The sequence below is a fragment of the Ureibacillus sp. GCM10028918 genome, assembly GCF_042666115.1.
Taxonomy (GTDB): Bacteria; Bacillota; Bacilli; order Bacillales_A; family Planococcaceae; genus Ureibacillus.
Genome location: NZ_JBHTFK010000005.1, coordinates 736,396 through 755,441 on the forward strand (window position 1 = coordinate 736,396; position 19,046 = coordinate 755,441).

17 protein-coding genes are annotated in these 19,046 nt (G+C 38.1%); 3 read left to right on the plus strand and 14 right to left on the minus strand.

Annotated elements, in window-relative coordinates; genetic code table 11:
- Window positions 1-90: 90 nt before the first annotated feature.
- The 7 genes from uvrA to ACFQU5_RS06780 form a co-directional block, all read right to left on the minus strand.
- Complete coding sequence (gene uvrA, locus ACFQU5_RS06750) at window positions 91-2,958, minus strand: excinuclease ABC subunit UvrA (RefSeq protein ID WP_390286022.1); 2,868 nt, start codon at window positions 2,956-2,958, stop codon at window positions 91-93.
- 6 nt (window positions 2,959-2,964) lie between these two features.
- Window positions 2,965-4,944, minus strand: a complete 1,980-nt coding sequence (gene uvrB / locus ACFQU5_RS06755) for an excinuclease ABC subunit UvrB (protein ID WP_390286024.1) — start codon at window positions 4,942-4,944, stop codon at window positions 2,965-2,967.
- A gap of 261 nt (window positions 4,945-5,205) precedes the next feature.
- Entirely contained in the window at window positions 5,206-6,396 is a 1,191-nt protein-coding gene (locus ACFQU5_RS06760) for an iron-containing alcohol dehydrogenase (RefSeq protein WP_390286026.1), read from the minus strand.
- Between the two features lie 15 nt (window positions 6,397-6,411).
- Entirely contained in the window at window positions 6,412-7,881 is a 1,470-nt protein-coding gene (locus tag ACFQU5_RS06765; RefSeq protein WP_390286028.1) for an aldehyde dehydrogenase family protein, read from the minus strand.
- Complete coding sequence (locus tag ACFQU5_RS06770) at window positions 7,835-9,277, minus strand: hypothetical protein (RefSeq protein WP_390286030.1); 1,443 nt, start codon at window positions 9,275-9,277, stop codon at window positions 7,835-7,837. Before ACFQU5_RS06770 ends, ACFQU5_RS06765 begins: the two co-directional genes overlap by 47 nt.
- A 185-nt stretch (window positions 9,278-9,462) precedes the next feature.
- Window positions 9,463-10,455, minus strand: coding sequence for a LacI family DNA-binding transcriptional regulator (locus ACFQU5_RS06775; RefSeq protein WP_390286032.1), 993 nt, complete (start codon window positions 10,453-10,455; stop codon window positions 9,463-9,465).
- 165 nt (window positions 10,456-10,620) lie between these two features.
- The gene (locus tag ACFQU5_RS06780) at window positions 10,621-10,887 is read right to left on the minus strand and encodes an IDEAL domain-containing protein (RefSeq protein WP_390286034.1); all 267 of its coding nucleotides are present in this window, start codon (window positions 10,885-10,887) and stop codon (window positions 10,621-10,623) included.
- A gap of 286 nt (window positions 10,888-11,173) precedes the next feature.
- Here ACFQU5_RS06780 and ACFQU5_RS06785 point away from each other — a divergent pair, with 286 nt between their 5' ends.
- On the plus strand, window positions 11,174-11,830 hold the full coding sequence (locus ACFQU5_RS06785) for a competence protein ComK (protein WP_390286036.1): 657 nt from the start codon (window positions 11,174-11,176) through the stop codon (window positions 11,828-11,830).
- On the opposite strand, the gene ACFQU5_RS06790 is transcribed toward ACFQU5_RS06785, so the two are convergent.
- A complete protein-coding gene (locus ACFQU5_RS06790) occupies window positions 11,802-12,194 on the minus strand; it encodes a YhjD family protein (RefSeq protein ID WP_390286038.1) in 393 nt (130 codons plus the stop codon). The two genes, ACFQU5_RS06785 and ACFQU5_RS06790, sit on opposite strands and share 29 nt — an antisense overlap.
- Before the next feature lie 260 nt (window positions 12,195-12,454).
- Between ACFQU5_RS06790 and ACFQU5_RS06795 the strand changes: the two genes are divergently transcribed.
- Entirely contained in the window at window positions 12,455-12,682 is a 228-nt protein-coding gene (locus tag ACFQU5_RS06795; RefSeq protein WP_390286040.1) for a hypothetical protein, read from the plus strand.
- Window positions 12,683-12,758: 76 nt separating this feature from the next.
- On the opposite strand, the gene prfB is transcribed toward ACFQU5_RS06795, so the two are convergent.
- A protein-coding gene (gene prfB / locus ACFQU5_RS06800) for a peptide chain release factor 2 (protein ID WP_390286550.1) occupies window positions 12,759-13,863 on the minus strand; the annotation gives its coding sequence in 2 pieces (ribosomal slippage) (window positions 12,759-13,790 and window positions 13,792-13,863; 1,104 coding nt in all).
- Between the two features lie 134 nt (window positions 13,864-13,997).
- Window positions 13,998-16,502, minus strand: a complete 2,505-nt coding sequence (gene secA / locus ACFQU5_RS06805) for a preprotein translocase subunit SecA (RefSeq protein WP_390286042.1) — start codon at window positions 16,500-16,502, stop codon at window positions 13,998-14,000.
- A 242-nt stretch (window positions 16,503-16,744) separates the two neighbouring features.
- Here secA and ACFQU5_RS06810 point away from each other — a divergent pair, with 242 nt between their 5' ends.
- Complete coding sequence (locus ACFQU5_RS06810; RefSeq protein WP_390286044.1) at window positions 16,745-17,170, plus strand: VOC family protein; 426 nt, start codon at window positions 16,745-16,747, stop codon at window positions 17,168-17,170.
- A gap of 133 nt (window positions 17,171-17,303) precedes the next feature.
- Here ACFQU5_RS06810 and ACFQU5_RS06815 read toward each other — a convergent pair whose 3' ends face one another.
- The 4 genes from ACFQU5_RS06815 to ACFQU5_RS06830 all read right to left on the minus strand — a co-directional run bounded on the left by ACFQU5_RS06815 (window position 17,304) and on the right by ACFQU5_RS06830 (window position 19,025).
- Window positions 17,304-17,606 (minus strand): hypothetical protein, encoded by a 303-nt coding sequence (locus ACFQU5_RS06815; RefSeq protein WP_390286046.1) that lies wholly within the window; start codon window positions 17,604-17,606, stop codon window positions 17,304-17,306.
- Window positions 17,599-17,808: a helix-turn-helix transcriptional regulator gene (locus ACFQU5_RS06820; protein WP_390286048.1), complete on the minus strand. Its 210-nt coding sequence runs from the start codon at window positions 17,806-17,808 to the stop codon at window positions 17,599-17,601. Before ACFQU5_RS06820 ends, ACFQU5_RS06815 begins: the two co-directional genes overlap by 8 nt.
- 132 nt (window positions 17,809-17,940) lie before the next feature.
- The gene (locus ACFQU5_RS06825) at window positions 17,941-18,636 is read right to left on the minus strand and encodes a pilus assembly protein TadG-related protein (protein WP_390286050.1); all 696 of its coding nucleotides are present in this window, start codon (window positions 18,634-18,636) and stop codon (window positions 17,941-17,943) included.
- Window positions 18,633-19,025, minus strand: a complete 393-nt coding sequence (locus ACFQU5_RS06830) for a TadE/TadG family type IV pilus assembly protein (RefSeq protein WP_390286052.1) — start codon at window positions 19,023-19,025, stop codon at window positions 18,633-18,635. Before ACFQU5_RS06830 ends, ACFQU5_RS06825 begins: the two co-directional genes overlap by 4 nt.
- Window positions 19,026-19,046: the final 21 nt, after the last annotated feature.

A 19,046-nucleotide genomic window follows, 5' to 3' on the forward strand; every position in this document is an offset into this window, starting at 1 on the left:
TAAATCGTTAATTTTCTCTTATAATTAATTCTTATATCGTTTATTTTGGTGAACATTGCCTCACACTTCATAACCGAAACAATTAATAACTTATTTATTCGATGCTTCTGCTAGTAAGGAGTCCATTCGTTTTCGATCGCGTTCTAAAACTGTTTTTAAGTAGCGTCCAGTATACGACTGTTCATTTGAGGCGATATCTTCTGGTGTACCTGTGGCTAAAATTGTACCACCCTTTTCTCCACCCTCTGGACCTAAGTCAATTAAATAATCTGCTGTTTTAATAACGTCTAAGTTATGCTCAATCACCAGGACTGTATCGCCATTTTCCACCAGTCTTTGTAGAACTTTCAGAAGTCGTGATATATCATGTGCATGAAGACCTGTAGTCGGTTCATCTAAAATATAGATGGATTTCCCCGTTGAACGTCGATGTAATTCTGAAGCTAATTTCACACGCTGTGCTTCCCCCCCTGAAAGAGTGGTTGCAGGTTGTCCAAGCTTCATATAGCCGAGTCCTACATCTACAATTGTTTGGAGTTTTCTTTGGATTTTTGGAACATTCTCAAAGAATACCACTGCATCTTCAATAGTCATATCTAAAAGTTCAGCTATATTTTTTTCTTTATATCGTACTTCTAATGTTTCACGATTATAGCGTTTTCCATGACACACTTCACATGGTACATAAACGTCTGGCAGGAAGTGCATCTCGATTCGGATGATCCCATCTCCGCTACACGCTTCACAGCGGCCACCTTTAACATTAAAGCTAAAGCGGCCCTTTTTATAACCGCGCACTTTTGCTTCATTAGTCGATGCAAAAAGGTCACGGATATCATCAAATACACCTGTGTAGGTTGCTGGATTCGAACGAGGTGTTCGACCGATTGGAGATTGGTCTATGTCAATAACCTTTTCCAAATGCTCGATCCCTGTTATTTCTTTATGGGCACCCGGTTTCGTTCGCGCACGATTTAATTTATGAGCAAGTGCTTTATATAGAATCTCGTTGATTAATGTGGATTTGCCTGATCCCGATACCCCCGTCACAGCGACAAATTGTCCTAAAGGAATATCCACTTTTACATTTTTTAAATTGTTTTCTGTAGCACCTTTAATCGTAATTTTTCGCCCATCTGATTTTCGGCGTTCGATTGGAAGTGGGATGAATTTTTTTCCGCTTAAATATTGTCCAGTAATTGATGCGGGATTGTTCATCACTTCTTCCGGTGTACCAGCAGCAACAATTTCACCGCCATGAACACCAGCTCCAGGTCCAACATCGATTAAATAATCCGCAGCCATCATAGTATCTTCGTCATGCTCCACAACGATTAATGTGTTTCCTAAATCACGCATGTCTTGCATTGTTGCCACTAGACGGTCATTATCTCGTTGGTGCAATCCAATGGAGGGCTCATCCAGAATATACAGAACTCCAGATAAACGTGAACCGATTTGTGTCGCAAGTCGAATCCTTTGTGCCTCTCCCCCTGATAATGTACCAGCAGAGCGAGAAAGAGTCAGGTAATCTAATCCAACATTAATCAAAAAGCTAAGTCTCTCTGTTATTTCACGAATGATAAGTTTAGCTATCTGCATCTCTTTTTCTGTAAGTGTTAAATTGGAGAAAAATCCATACATATCACCAACTGAATGTCGTGTTGCTTCTGCAATATGTAACCCTTCTACTTTTACAGCCAGTGTCTCGGGTCTTAATCGATAACCTTTACATGATGGACAAGCTTGTTCTGTCATGTATTTTTGCATTTGCTCCCGAACATAATCTGAAGTCGAATCACGGAAACGTCGCTCAATATTGCGAACGACTCCTTCAAATTCAATCTCTTTGTTATGAACACTGCCATATTCATTTTCATAATAGAAATGAATTCTTTCACTGCCAGATCCATATAAAATTTTATCCATTTGACTAGTTGGCAATTGTGATACCGGCACATCCATTGCAATTCCGTAATGTGTACATACGGCTTTTAATAGTTGGGGATAATATTGCGAGCTTGTAGGTTCCCATGCAGCGATTGCATGTTCCTCCAACGTTCTCTCCCAATCCGGAATTAATAAATCCAAGTCAACCTCTTGTTTCGACCCAAGTCCATCACATGAAGGACATGCACCAAATGGACTGTTGAAAGAAAACATACGCGGCTCTAGTTCACCTATTGAGAATCCACATAGTGGACAGGCATGATGTTCGCTAAATAATAATTCCTCATGCTCCATGACATCCACTAGCACCTTACCATCCGCTATGTTACAAGCTGCTTCAAGAGACTCAAATAATCGCGAAGAAATGCCTTCTTTAATCACAACACGGTCTATTACAACTTCAATATTATGTTTTTTATTTTTATCTAGTTCTATCGAGTCATCTAAATCCTGCATTTCTCCATCTACACGTACGCGTACATATCCTTGCTTTTTTAAATCCTCAAGCAATTTTACATGAGCACCCTTACGACCAGATACAACAGGCGCCAACAATTGCATTTTTGTTCGTTCTGGATATTCTAATAATCGGTCTACCATTTGTTCAATGGTTTGGGAGGCAATTTCTATGCCATGATTTGGACAAATCGGCTTACCAATCCGTGCAAATAGCAGCCGTAAATAATCATAAATTTCCGTAACTGTCCCTACAGTAGAACGAGGGTTTTTGCTCGTTGTTTTTTGGTCAATCGAAATGGCTGGAGATAATCCTTCAATCGAGTCAACATCTGGCTTATCCATTTGACCTAAAAACTGTCGTGCATATGCAGAAAGGGACTCAACATAGCGGCGTTGTCCTTCTGCGTATATCGTATCAAATGCCAGTGAAGACTTTCCCGATCCAGATAATCCTGTTACGACAACAAGCTTATCGCGCGGGATTGTGACATTAATATTTTTCAAATTATTTGAACGTGCACCTTGCACTACTATTTCAGTATTTTTCACGATCTATTATCCCTCTACCTTCAGTTCAAATATTGTATCTCTCAATTCTGCTGCACGTTCAAAATCAAGTGCTTTTGCGGCTTCTTTCATTTCCACCTCAAGCGATGCAACAAGTTTCTCGATTTCGGACTTTGTCATCTTCTTGCCCTTCGTTACCTTTGTAACGTATGTCTCTTCTGCTTCCGCCGCTTGTGTCGCTCGAATTATTTCCGGGATTTTTTTCTGAATTGTCTGCGGAGTAATGCCATGCTCTTTATTATAATTTTCCTGAATTGTACGACGACGTTTTGTTTCATCAATCGCTTTTCTCATAGAATCCGTTATATGATCTGCATACATAATGACATGCCCATTGGAATTTCGGGCAGCACGTCCCATTGTTTGGATAAGTGAACGTTCAGAACGTAAAAACCCTTCTTTATCTGCATCAAGTATGGCGACTAGAGAAACTTCGGGAATATCCAATCCTTCTCGCAGTAAGTTTATTCCTACTAATACATCATAGGTTCCTTTACGCAGTTCTCTTAAAATTTCTATTCGCTCAAGTGTTTTTACTTCTGAATGGAGATACTCTACTTTAATACCCAATTCCTTTAAGTAATCCGTCAAATCCTCAGACATTTTTTTCGTTAGGGTTGTAATCAGCACCCGCTCTTGTTTTCTTACCCGTTCGTTAATTTCATCAATCAAATCATCAATTTGTCCTTCTATCGGTCGAACATCAATGGTTGGATCCAGTAAACCTGTTGGCCGTATAATTTGTTCGACCATTTCAGGTGTATGCTCAAGTTCATAAGGGCCGGGTGTTGCAGATACAAAAATCGCCTGACTAATATGTTCTTCAAACTCTTCAAATCTCAACGGTCTGTTATCGAGTGCAGATGGCAAACGGAATCCGTGATCTACTAATACTCCTTTGCGAGCTTGGTCGCCGTTAAACATCCCTCGAATTTGCGGTAATGTTACGTGACTTTCATCCACAACCAATAAAAAATCTTTCGGGAAGTAATCCAGCAGTGTATATGGTGTTGCACCTGCTTCTCTTAATGTTAAATGACGTGAATAGTTTTCTATTCCAGAACAGAATCCCATTTCACGCATCATTTCTAAATCGTAGTTTGTACGTTGTTCTAGACGTTGTGCTTCCAATAATTTATCTTCTGTACGGAATTTTTCTAATTGATGCTCCAGCTCTACTTCAATATTTTCAATGGCTTTCAGCATTTTTTCTTCACGTGTTACGAAGTGGGATGCCGGGAAGATTGCCACATGGTCCCGATCACCTAAAATCTCGCCTGTCAGGGCATCTACCTCACGAATTCGGTCAATTTCATCTCCGAAAAATTCCACACGCAGACACTTTTCATCTCGGGATGCCGGGAAGATTTCTACCACATCCCCTCTTACACGGAATGTCCCCCTGGTAAAATTGACATCATTTCTTTCATACTGAATATCTACTAATTTTCGCAATAATTGATTTCGTTCTAATTCCATACCTGTTCGCACTGATACAACCATTTCCCGATATTCTTCCGGATTCCCTAAACCATAAATACAGGAAACTGAAGCGATGATAATCACATCATCTCTTTCAAATAGTGCCGATGTTGCAGAGTGTCTTAGTTTATCGATTTCGTCATTAATACTGGAGTCTTTTTCGATGTATGTATCTGTTTGCGGTACATACGCTTCTGGCTGAAAGTAGTCGTAGTAACTAACAAAGTATTCTACGGCATTGTTGGGGAAAAATTGTTTGAATTCACTATAAAGCTGTCCTGCCAACGTTTTATTGTGTGCAATTACTAGCGTTGGCTTTTTTACTTCCTTGATCACATTGGAAATGGTAAATGTTTTACCTGTACCTGTTGCTCCGAGTAGCGTTTGTTTTCGTTTTCCCTCTTGAACGCCTTTAACTAGCTCTTTTATGGCATTCGGCTGATCCCCACTCGGTTGGTATGAGGATTGTAAGTCAAAAGTGCTCATTTTTCGTTCGTCCTTCCATCCAAATCTTGTATATTCATTTTAGCATATCCATTATAAAATTACGAGAAATATGCGAACGTATATTCCTAGTTCATTCTAAGTTTAGTTATGTAGTGTTTATTTTGCCGATATTCAATGTTTTAACCAAACTTTTAGCATTATTTTCTAGTATGGTACAAACGGTACTAAAATAAAACAAACTCCAAAAGCTACTACCATTCGCTTTTGGAGTTTTACTCAATCATTTTATAAAGTTATAAATTACTTTTCTTGATTCATGATTTCTACAATTTCTCCATCAAATGCAGCTTTATAAATTGCAAATATATCATCATAATGCAATGGCATTGGACTCCGTGCCAAAATTCGTTTTTGCTCAATTGCATCAGTTGCTAAACTTTCTAAAGCATCTTCACCTATATCGAAACCTTGCAGAGTTGATGGAATCTGTACATCCTCCACCAATCTCTTCAATTCGGCTACACAACGATAGGATGCTTCCTCCTGCGAAAGGTTAACCGAACTAAAGCCCATTGCATCATAAATATCCTTCATGCGTTTTTCGCAGCTTTGACGAATATACCCCATTACATATGGAAGCAATACTGCATTAGAATCACCATGAGCAATATGGAATTGGCCACCAAGTGGATAGGCCAATGCATGTACACCTGCAACTCCTGCATTGAAAAATGCTAATCCAGCAAGGTAGCTTCCATAGCTCATATCTGTACGAGCTTGTTTGTCCTCACCGTTTAAAAATGCTGTGCGAATGGAATTGCTTATTAGGCTAATCGCTTGTAAAGCGAGAGCATCCGACACTGGGCTCGCGTTTTTTGAAATGTATGCTTCAACAGCATGTGTTAACGCATCCACTCCAGTAGCAGCTGTTACTTTTGGTGGTAAAGAAATCGTTAAGGCCGGGTCAACAATTGCGACATCGGCTACTAAATAATCATGTGTTACAACATCTTTTGTTGTCTCAAGGGATAGGACGGAGATATTTGTCACCTCTGAGCCTGTTCCTGATGTTGTAGGAATCAAAATGGTTGGAATGCCTTTATTCGTAATTTTTTTTGATCCTGTTAAATTTAAATACTCTTCAACTTTTCCTTCATGTGAAGCTAGTACACCAGCAAGCTTTGCTAAGTCGAGTGCACTACCACCACCAACACCGATCACCATATCAAATTGACTGTCACGCGTGAATGCAACTAGCTTTTCCCCTATTGCCAATGGAGGCTCCGGTACCACTTCACTATATATTTCTGTTTCATAGCCAGCTTCATTCAGAGGATCCGTGACTTTATTCGTAATCCCGATATTTTGTAAGAAGGGGTCTGTAATTACAAGAATTTTTTTTGCATTAAATCTTTTAACTTCTTCTAATAGATGAGATAGAGAACCCCACCCTGTATAGCTAATGGGAGGAAATATAATTTTTTCAGCCATCGTTGTCACTCCTTTTTATTGATTCCAAACAACTAATTTGGTTTCTGTCATTTCGTGAATAGCGTATTTCAATCCTTCTTTTCCTGTTCCACTTTCTTTCACACCACCGTATGGCATTTGATCTACACGGTAAGTAGGAACATCATTAATCATAATTCCCCCAACTTGGAGCTTTTTAGAGGCTTTGAATGCAGTTTGAATATCATTTGTAAAGATACCCGCCTGTAATCCATAGTTAGAATCATTAATTGCAGCAATGCCTTCTTCGATTGAGGAAATGCGATTCACAATGACAATCGGAGCAAACACTTCTTGACATGAAACTTTTAATTCTGAAGCAACATTTGTTAAAATTGTTGGCATAAAGACATCATTTTCAATTTTTCCACCTATGATTATTTCAGCCCCATTTTCAACCGCTTCTTCTACCCAACTTAGGGCACGCTCTTGTTCGGCATGGTGAATCATTGCTGAAACATCTGTTTTTTCATCTAATGGATTGCCTATGATTAATTCTTTTGTAGCTGCAGCAAATTGGGCAATAAAATCATCGAACAGCTCTTCCATCACATACGTTCGTTGCAGTGAAATACAAACTTGACCTTGATTTGAAAATGCACCCGTCACACATTTAGGTACAATTTGCGTTAAATCTACGCCCTGATCAATGATTAACCCTGCGTTTGAACCAAGTTCTAATGCGACCTTTTTCAAACCTGCTTTTTCCCGAATACCAATACCTACTGCTGGACTTCCAGTAAAAGTAATCATTTTCACCTTATTACTTTCAACTAATGCATCCCCTACCGTTCTACCACTACCTGTAACAACATTGAATGCTCCTTTAGGCAAGGCTGTTTGATCAATCAACTCTGCCAAAAACAAAGCTGAAAGAGGGGTTTGTGATGCTGGTTTTAAGACAATGGTATTGCCTGCTGCTATCGCTGGTCCTACTTTATGAGCTACTAAGTTTTGCGGGAAATTAAATGGCGTAATAGCTCCAATAACTCCTAGTGGCTCTTCGATTGTATAACCGAAACGATTGGCGCCATTTTTGGCCGCATCCATCGGGATCATTTCTCCTGTTAATCGTTTCGCTTCTTCCGCAGCAAATTTATATGTTTCGATTGTGCGATCAATCTCACCCAATGCAAATTTCATTGGTTTAGCTGCTTCTATTGAAATGATTTCCGCTGCTTTCATGCGATTTTCTTGGAAAAGTTGTGCAATATGCTCTAGGATTGATGCTCTTTCATAAGCAGTTAATTTCTCCATCTCTTCCCTTGTATCGTTGGCTATATCAATTACTTCCTCAACTTCGCTACGAGTAGCTTGCGGGATGTAGGCAATAATTTCTTTCGTATATGGTGAATAAAGCTCTGCTGCTTTTTCTGCAGTTTTCCATTCTCCATTTACATAGTATTTTTTTTCGAGAGTACTAGACTTCAACGGTTTCTCGTTCTGATTCGTGATTTGTTTTTCCATCTTGATTCAATTCCCCTTTCTCGTTTTGAAGATCCTTTAAAAATGTATTGTCCACTTCTCCTTTAAAGAAGTCCTTACCATAAAGTAAAATGCATAGGATAATTCCTACGCCAAAAGCCCATGACGCACCTTTGATTACAAGTAGCGCAGCAACAATTCCGGCTATTCCTAAATCACGTTGGCTTCGAGCCTGCATAACGCCAATTCGAACACTTACATATCCTTGGACAAGCAATGTCAATGCTAAAGCAACACTGAGAATAGGCTGAACTAAACTTACAATTGGCAATAACAATAGACCTGTATTTGTACCCCAACGGAAAGAACCGATTCCTCCAAATAGGGAATTCATTGCTTTTTTACCCTCTTTAAAGCGTTCAATAACGACAACCTGCATCGCTGCCCACATTGGTCCACACATTGTAATATCTGGACCAAGAATACTCATTATTGCATTTCTCCCGCCAAAGATTAAATGTGCACGGTTTGGATTGTAATCAACCTTTTCATCAGTTCTTGCGATATCTGATTCAGAAAGCAATGCCTTTGTCTTAAGCACGTCACCGAAAACAACTAAATAAGTTGCAAGTACAGCCGGTAATGCTTGTAAGAAGAAGGATGCATCTGGAATCCCTAATCCAAAAACAGTATATTCCGACCATAAAGTAGCAAAATCCGGTTTACTGAATCCCCATTGGATATCTGGCCATTTTGCCTCTCCAAACAATGGAGCAACAATAACAGCCAGGAAAATAGCTGGAAGGATTCCGAGATTCCCTAATAATGTAAATAAAAATCCTTTATTATTTTTTCTTATTTTTTCAAAGGGTTTTGAAAACGTTAGAAAAAATGCAAAACCAATACAAATTGTGATTGTAAATGGGAATGTGCCAAATTGTCCAGTTTCTCCAAATACCGAAGTAACAGCTCCAATACCTGCACCCAATATTATTCCCGCTTTGATGGCATTTGGAACCATATGAACTACCTTACTTGCTAACCCTGTAACACCCAGTAGAATGGATAATATACCTAAGCAGAGCTGAAAGGCGATTAATGCATAGATCCGATCTGGACCCTCATCAAATTGAGTAACAAATAACACGATCAGAGGAATTGCTGGTGTAATCCAACCTGGAATAACTGGGTCTCCCAATATATGATGCAATAAATAGAATAGCCCGTTTATTACAACTACCGCTAAAGCAACCTCAAATGGCATTCCTAAGTGTTGACCTAATAGTGTAATCGCTCCTAGATCAACAGCACACATTAATAACCCCTGCACATAATCCGGCCATTCAAAACGATAATGAATGAAAGGTAAGCGAATCTTAAAAGTACCTGCTGGTATATATGGTGCTTCTTCACCGTATTGGCGTTTTTTCCATAACATAATCTTTCTCCCCTTTTCTAATGTAACCCCTTACATTTCAATGAAAAAATATTTAAGAAATAAACCTCCCTTTGTTATATTCAGAAATGAATACGTAACCATTTTTACATAAAAAAATACTCCCCGATAATGGTTACGTATTCATTTTACTCCTAAAATATAAACAAACCTTCAAAAAGTCTGTTTTATATTTCCCTTGTCGTACTTCTATTAAACACTTTAACAGATTCTGTGATTTTAACGCAATCATTTTTTTTATTTTCAATCAATTCAATTAATCTTTTAATTGCTAAAAAGCCCAGGTTTTCTTCTGAAATACTGCCAATTGTTGTTAGCCTGATGGATGCATGCTTACTAATATCCACATTATCAATTCCAATAATACTCAAATCTTCCGGTACCTTCATGCCAATTGAAATTGCATCATCCATCAAGAATAATGCCAACGAATCAGATCCGGCACTTATTGCTGTTGGACGCTTGCCAAGGCTCATTAGATTATTGAATGCCGTACTAACCTCTTTTTTTGAGGTATCTGTATGAAGTATATTTTCTTCCGGAATTTTTATATTGTAATCTTCTAATGCTTTTATAAATCCATGATATCGGTTATGAAAAGTGCTCACAGTCAATGGACCGCTAATCCATCCAATATTTCGATGCCCAAGTTCAATCAAATGTTGGGCAGTTAAGTATCCTGCCTTAAAATTATCAATTTCTACAAAGTGCCTATTCCTTTTGTGTTTTCGGTTATATGTGATGAATGGAATATTCATATTTTCCAATGTTTCAAATATGGGATCATCAATTAAAATACAAGATAAAATTAGCCCATCCACTTTTTGTTCAATTGCTGTCGCATATGCTTCAGAAAGCTTATCATCATTTACAAACTGAACGTTCACACGGTAACCTTTTGTGTTTGCATAATTTACAATTGCCGTTGTCGTATCAACAAAAAAGGGATTATGTAGTGGTCCTGATAGCAATACAATCGTATCAGTTCTTTTTTGTACGAGGGAACGTGCATTAGCATTGGGTATATAGTTTAGTTCCTGAATTGCTTTCATTACCTTGTCCACGGTAGGCTGTTTTACTAACTCGGGTGTATTAAGTACTCTGGAAACTGTCGTTTGAGATACTCCAGCATATTTTGCAACGTCTTTTGATGATACCAAAGACAAGCCCCTCCTTTTATGACTTTTAGTGTTATTTTACTATACAGAGACGATATTTAATATTGTTTTCCAAATACAAAAAAGTCGCCTATAGTTCAGCCCCCTATTCCGAGTGAAATTAGGGATCATTACCTGTCATGGCGACTTTTTAAATATTGTTTTCATCTACATTACGGACTCTTGTGTCTCTTCCATTTCTTGAGTTTCTTGTAATTCACTTAGCTCTTTCGTGTACTTATAAAAAGCTTCTTTGTTTCTTTCATCCAATGCATTATCGATGAGATCTTTCAGCTGTTCAATTCTTTGTAATCTTTGCATACGGTTCAAAAACAAGTCCAAATAAATGTCATTCAATAACTTTTCAGATTCGTTTGCATGTTGATAGTTCCCAACTGCCTTAAGAAAATCTGTGTATGAATAATATTTATCCATCGATATCACCCCGATTCCCTTTTTTCTATTATAAAAAATTGGTTGTCAATTTGCAATATTTTCTGAAAAATAGATATACTTTTTCAATCTTTAGAGAAGAAATACCTATCTATATGCTGGTGCTTTCAATTTCCACTGTTTCGCACGTTAAAATAGTAATTTTGCTTCCGAAATATTATTTCAAAAATTTGTCAAATTTTTTCAATTGAAATGGTAAAAAATTCATATTATGATTTTATTAAATCGGTTATATAGCATTATGAAATCATTTAAAGGAGGAGTAATTATGCAAAAAAATATTATTCTTATCGAGTCATACCGGATTTCTTTTAATACGTATTTAATGATGCCTATTAAGCGCGGGGAAAAACTTTACTGTCATGTTTATGATAAAAACGGAGAATACGTTGTTGAACGAAAGCCTCTTTACATAGTTAGAAAATCCTGTGAAGTGTTAGGATATAACTATACTCATGCCAAGAACTTCTCAAAATCCGTCCTTGGAAAAGCGAAGCACAAATTACCAGTTATTATTACTCATGATGGAATACCGAATGTATTCTTCCCTCTTTTTTCTCCATCTTCACCAAACAACATTTGGGTTGGTCTACATGCCATTGCCAACATCCGACGCCTCAAAGATTTTACACAAATCACCTTGATAGATGGAAAAGAGTTTGAACTTCAAATTAATTATTCATCTTTTTGTGCCCAATACGTTGCTGCAACAATGCTTCTAAAACATGCTTCTAATCAAAGAATTATAATTCGAAACGAATTAAATCAACCTCAAAATCCTTTGCAATCTATAGGGTTCGCTGAAATTTCTGATTACTCCGCGATTTATAATTCTCTTAAATCTACTGAACCTATTGAACCTATCAAATTTACTGAAAATAAGGATGCCAAGAAACTCAACGAACCTTTTGATCCTTTTGACTAGCATTAATATTTGAAGCTTTATTTAAGTAAAACTTGAGTAAATCTTCAACATGGTTCCTTAAGCGTATATTCGAATATCTTCTAACATCCATAACTTGCTTATAATGAAATTGATACTCTGTAAACATTTCGTCTCGTTTACCCTGAACCACTTTTAATTGATGAATTTTTAAATACGCCTTTGTTTCTCTCAAATCAATTTCTGCGTGTTTTCTTGCTTCATCAATCAAAGAAATATATGGTCGCTTTAATTTAAACTGCCCTGCCTCTATTTGTGCATAATCTTTTTCTAAAACGATAAGCAGCATCGGTAAATATATAGCTGCTTCTAGATATGAGACAGTTTCAATGGGAATATGTGCCATCAAACCCCTCCTATTAATAGAACGTTTGTTCCTATTATTATATTACAACATATTTAAAATAATGCAATTGTGATATGGAGGTAAATAAAGGATAATTAGGCAATTAAAGTTGAGATGTTTAGGGTATGTAAAAGTATATTTTATAAATATCAACGATTAAAATTAATTTTGCTATATAACCGATTTTATTTGCACCTTAGATGGAGCATAATAAAAGATATTACTAGGCAGAAAAAAAAAAGAGAAGGAGAAAGCTAAAAATGGAGCAAATTTTACAAGCCGTTTTAGAACTATCAGATAAAATGGACCATCAATATCACGAACTCAATCAAAAAATAGACGAACTTAGTCAAAAAGTGGATGGAAACCATGCAGAACTTCTTGAAAAAATTAAAAAGGTAGAAGTAAGAATTGGCATTTTAGCAACTGAATTCAATTCCATCAAAGCGGACATCTTTCTTATAAAAGAAGAAAACAATATGCTTTAGGTACAGCTAACTTCAAAATTAAATTAAACCTTTTTAGCAAAGTTTATTCCCTTGCCAAAAAGGTTTAATTTTTTATTTATTGCCCAATACGTGAACGAAGATAAGCATTGATGAAATCATCTAAGTCGCCATCCATTACCCCTTGAACGTTTCCAGTTTCAAAAGTTGTACGGTGATCTTTTACCATAGAATACGGATGGAAGACATACGAACGAATTTGAGAACCCCAGCCAATTTCTTTTTGTTCTCCACGAATCGCATCAAGCTCAGCTTGTTGTTTCTCGATCTCAAGTTGGTATAATTTTGCTTTTAACATGTTCATCGCTTTTTCACGGTTTTTGATTTGTGAACGTTCCGCTTGGCAGGATACCACCACGCCTGTCGGGATATGCGTAATACGAACAGCTGAGTCCGTCGTATTAATATGCTGACCACCCGCACCTGTTGCACGATACGTATCAATTTTCAAATCTTCCGTACGAATATCAATTTCAATTTCATTATTAAACTCTGGCATGATATCGCATGAAACGAAGGAAGTATGGCGTCTGCCTGCAGAGTCAAAAGGTGAAATGCGCACTAAACGGTGTACCCCTTTTTCGGCTTTTAAGTAGCCATATGCATTATGCCCTTGAATTAACAGCGTTACAGATTTAATTCCCGCTTCATCACCTGGTAAATAATCCATTGTCTCTACTTTAAAGCCATGTTTTTCAGCCCAACGCGTATACATACGCAACAGCATCGAACCCCAGTCTTGTGATTCTGTACCACCCGCACCTGGGTGCAACTCTAAAATGGCATTATTTTTGTCGTAAGGCTCACTTAAAAGCATTTGCAACTCAAAGCCGTCCATTTTACGTTGGAAGTCTTCAAGCTCGCTGCCTAACTCCTCTTGGAGATCTTCATCTGGCTCTTCTTTTAAAAGTTCCAATGTCATATCCAGATTTTCATGGGTTGTCACCAGATCATTAAATTCATTGACAATGGCTTTTAATCCATTTGCTTCATTAATGACGGTTTGAGCACCATTTTGGTCATTCCAAAAATCCGGCGTAAGCATCATTTCGTCTAGTTCCTGAATACGTGCCTCTTTGTTTTCTAAGTCAAAGAGACCCCCTGAAGTCCGCCAATTTCGAGGCTGTAGTTTCCAAAACATTTCTTACTTCCGATAATTCGATCATTTAAAATCCTCCGTACTCTTATATTAAACCTGTGAGAACCGCATCATCTGATCATGATGAAAAGAAGACTGCGGTTCAAAAGTTTGTTTCTTAACTTGTAGTTGTAGTTGTAGTGAAACTAATCTTGGGGCTTATTCAGCACCATGACAGTTTTTATATTTTTTGCCGCTACCGCATGGGCAAGGGTTATTACGACCTATGTTCTCCACTTTACGAACAGGTTGCTTTTTCTTTGGTGCTGCTTCTTCTTTTGGATTTACAGCTTGTCCTTTTGCCACTTGTTCACGTTCCAGGTTGCTGCGAATTTGCGCTTTCATTGCATATTTCGTTACATCCTCGCGAATTGCAGAGACCATGTCCTCGAACATCGCAAAGCCTTCTTGTTCGTATTCACGCAATGGATCTGTTTGTCCATAAGCACGCAGGTGAATCCCTTGACGCAATTGGTCCATCGCATCAATATGATCAATCCATTTTGTATCAATTGAACGAAGTAAAATGACTTTTTCAAATTCACGCATACGCTCTGGAGTTAACATTTCTTCTTTCTCATCGTAGCGTTTTTGAACCTCTCCATAAATAAATGCAATGATTTCTTCAGATGACTTCCCTTCAAAATCACTTGCTTCAACGGCACCTTCTTCTAATAAATTCGCTTGGATATAATCTTCAAGCGATTTTAAGTTCCAATCTTTTTGATCGCCTTGTGTATGAACAGCGACAATATTTTCGATGGATTCTTGAATCATCGACTCAACAAGGGCACGCATGTTTTCAGTTTCAAGCACATCGCGACGTTCTTTATAAATAACCTCACGTTGCTGACGCAACACATCGTCATATTGCAATAGACGTTTACGAGCGTCAAAGTTATTACCTTCTACACGTTTTTGTGCTGATTCTACTGCTTTTGATACCATACCCGATTGGATTGGCTGATTATCATCCATCCCAAGTCTAGTCATCATCGCTTTCATTTTATCGGAACCAAAACGACGCATAAGATCATCTTCGAGAGATAAATAAAATTGCGTAACCCCCGGATCCCCTTGACGACCAGAACGGCCGCGCAGCTGATTATCGATACGGCGTGATTCGTGTCGCTCTGTACCAATTACAGCTAACCCACCAAGGTCTAGCACACCTTCACCCAACTTAATGTCGGTACCACGGCCGGCCATGTTTGTGGCAATCGTTACAGCACCTTTATTCCCTGCATTGGCGATAATTTCGGCTTCACGTTCATGATTCTTCGCATTTAACACATTATGCGGAATTTTATGTTTATCCAATAAATTCGAGATGATTTCAGATGTCTCAATCGCTACAGTACCAACTAAAACGGGTTGTCCCTTTTTATGGCGCTCTGCGATTTCTGCCGCAACTGCACTATATTTACCGTTCATCGTAGCGAAAATTAAATCCGGCTTGTCATCACGGGCAATTGGTTTGTTCGTTGGAATAACCACAACCTGCATATTGTAAATATTACGGAATTCTTCTTCTTCTGTTTTCGCGGTACCAGTCATACCAGATAATTTTTCGTACATACGGAAATAGTTTTGGAACGTAATCGTTGCCATTGTCATCGATTCATTTTGAATATCTACCGCTTCTTTTGCTTCAATTGCTTGGTGAAGCCCATCAGAATAGCGTCGACCTTTCATTAAACGGCCAGTAAATCCATCAACGATGATAATTTCGCCTTCTTGCACAACATAATCCACATCACGGTGCATGGAAACATGTGCTTTTAAGGATTGGTTAATCGCATGTAATAAACGCACATGTGTTAAATCAAATAGATTATCAATGCCAAATGCTTTTTCGGCTTTACCAATACCGTTTTCCGTTAAAGTAACGCCTTTTGTTGTTTCATCATACGTGAAATCTTCTTCAGCTTGCAATCTACTTACAAACATATTGGATTGAACGTAAAGCTGCGCTGTTTTACCAGCTTGTCCAGAAATAATAAGTGGTGTACGTGCTTCATCGATCAAGATGGAGTCAACTTCGTCAATTACGGCATAGTGCAGGGGACGCTGTACGCGCTCTTCCTTGTACACAACCATGTTATCGCGTAAATAGTCGAAGCCAAGCTCGTTATTTGTACTATATGTAATGTCTGCTGCGTAAGCTTCCCGTTTTTCATCCTTTGTCAGGCTATTTAAATTCAAGCCCACTGTTAAACCAAGGAAATTATAAAGCTCACCCATTTCAGTAGCATCACGAGTAGCAAGATATTCGTTGACCGTTACAACGTGCACACCTTTTCCAGTAAGAGCGTTTAAATAAACTGACATTGTGGAAGTTAATGTTTTCCCTTCCCCTGTTTTCATTTCCGCAATATTACCTTCATTTAAAGTGGCAGCACCCATTATTTGTACGCGGAATGGATACATGCCAAGTACGCGGCGTGATGCTTCACGACAAACAGCAAACGCTTCTGGCAGCAATTGTTCGATTGTTTCACCATTTTGATAGCGTTCTTTAAATTCGGTGGTTTTTTCTTTTAAGTCTTCGTCATTCAGTTGTTCCATTTGAGAAGCATATGCTTCTACTTGATCAGCAACTTTCGTTAATTTCTTAACTTCTTTTTTATTCGGATCAAAAATTTTATTTAAAATGTTTGCCATGGATTTTTTCACTTCCCATATAGTCTCAATTTCCATTTTATCATTTCCTATAGAGTCGGTGCAAATGTACGTACATATTATATGAATGCCTTGCACACAAACAATTTAGATTATTTTGGGTGCCAGGCACTCATACAATTTTGAATTTTATAAATTTTGTTAATTGAATGGAGTGGATTTTTTGACTAGTTGGTGATGGATATGCCACAGTTAAATTATTCTAATTGTTAGGAGTGTATAGGATGGCAATCGAGGTCTATTTGAATTTTGCTGGGAATTGTCGTGAAGCTGCGGAATTTTATGCACAGGTATTCAAGACGGAAAAGCCCAATATTATGACGTTTGGCGATGCACCAAAAGATCCAAACTTTGAAATTCCTGAAGAGGCAAAGAATTTGGTGATGCATACTAGATTAGACATTCTTGGAAGCCGTGTCATGTTCTCAGATACTTGGCCTGGTTCTCCATTTGTTGCAGGAAACAATATCTCCCTAGCTGTAGTAAGTGATGATGAAGACATCATTCGCTCAAGCTTTGAAAGATTAAAAGAAGGCGGCACGGTAACAATGGAGCTGCAAGAAACCTTCTGGAGCAAGTGCTATGGGGCAGTTAAGGACAAGTTTGGCATTGAATGGCAAGTAAGCTTGGATAGCGGGGAACAATTTTAATTTCGAGCTTAATAAAAAGTAAGCCTACCTTTCACCGAACTCGTTTTGAAAGGCAGGCTTTTTTATTTTATTTTGTGTTAAGTCGAACACAGCTAAATACTCTAAATGCTTGATGAAATATATATTTTATAGTTCAGTTTCTCCCATTTGCAATGGCCGCACCTATTGCATAAGAAAGCATGTGACCTACATAAATTACTGTTATTAACCAAAAAGCAATGAGGGAATGAAAAACTACAAGCGATAAAAACCAAACAATAAAAATAATACCCAACGAACCCATCCAGCTATATGAGCGTGCTAAATGATCGTTTATAACCAATCTCTCATCATATTGTTTTTTCTTTTTCATCATCCTTCTCGGAAGATAAAAAGCGCTGACTACAACTACCGCTAAACCAATCCAAAATAACAATGCTACCCAAAAGTTATCCATTTTTCTTTCCCTCCTCAAAAATAAACACATCTTCAATTTGCATTTCGAACAATTTAGCAATTTTATAAGCAAGAATGAGCGACGGGTTATACCGGCCTTTTTCAAGAGAAATAATGGTTTGCCTAGAAACTTCGAGTTTTTCGGCGAACTCATCTTGGGTCAAATCATGCTTTTGGCGTAAATCTTTGATGCGGTTTTGCAAATTCTCACCTCAAATGTAAAGCAACCTTTACGTAAAGGATACTTTACATTCCATTATATGTCAAGATAGTTGTGCGAGTGCCCGGTACACAAAAAATGGCTCCGAAAGAATGTGGATTCTTTTGGAGTCATTTTAATTTAGTACATATTGTAGATAGGATAATTCCGGTCCGTATCCGATTTCCGGAATGTCTTTTTGGAAGGAATCAATATATTCCCCACTTCCGATTGTTTCGTAAGTAGCATCGGTTTTGACTTCGACTCGGTATTTTTCCTCTGAGATGACAATCTCGAGATGTTCTTCATTGCCTTCGTTTTCTCTAACGACGTTTTGAACTGTACTATATATTTTCGTACTGAGGGCAGAATCTATAAAAAGGTACCCTTTTAAAATCGGATTCCCGAGGCTGCCTGGCAAAATTTCATTTAAAGCTTTAATATAGGCTTCCTGTTCCCCAACATCACTTGCCATATAGCTATCTTTTCGCTCATCAATTTCGTCCCATAATGGTTCATATTCTACCCCTGCTTCAAGGGCTTTTTCCATCATGTATTCATCGAACTCCTTTATGCCTTCCTCTGTCGCCAACAAAATCTCGCTTGTTGCAGCAAAGGCTCCTAGCTGAGCAGCAGTGGATGCCTGTTGCTTAACGGCATACACCTTGGCAATATTGACAATGATGACTGTCAGGACAATGATGACCGTCATGATCCACAGCAAGAAGATGGCGGCGCTCCCCTTTTCATTGCTAACATGTTTCAATGCCCCTCTAGCACTACCTGTTTCCACTTGCCGTAACGCAACTTTTTCATTCTCTAATTGCTTCATGGAACGAGCACCTTTCCTGTCGCTTTAGAATCAATGGTTATTGATGCTAAATTAGCAATGCTATCTGGCAGAAAGACGAGTGGGTGTTTAGCCGAGACATTAACTACAAATAGACCATTACCGATAGGATCAATATCAGGCTCGTAAACTTGCAAAATAGACGAACTGCCTATGGCTTCATAAATAACAGCTTTTGCTTCCATTTCGTCTCCTGACACCGCATAAACTTGTGCTCCATCAGATGCAGCAGCTTTTAAACTAATCACGGCATAGCCTGAAGCCACCACTTGCCAAAGAAGTAGAAAAAGCAAGAAATATAATGGAAGAATTCCTAGAAACTCAATGGAAAGCGAACCTCTTTCTTCTTTTAGGAGTTTTCTTACTTTCAATTCGAATCGCCTCCTTGGCTA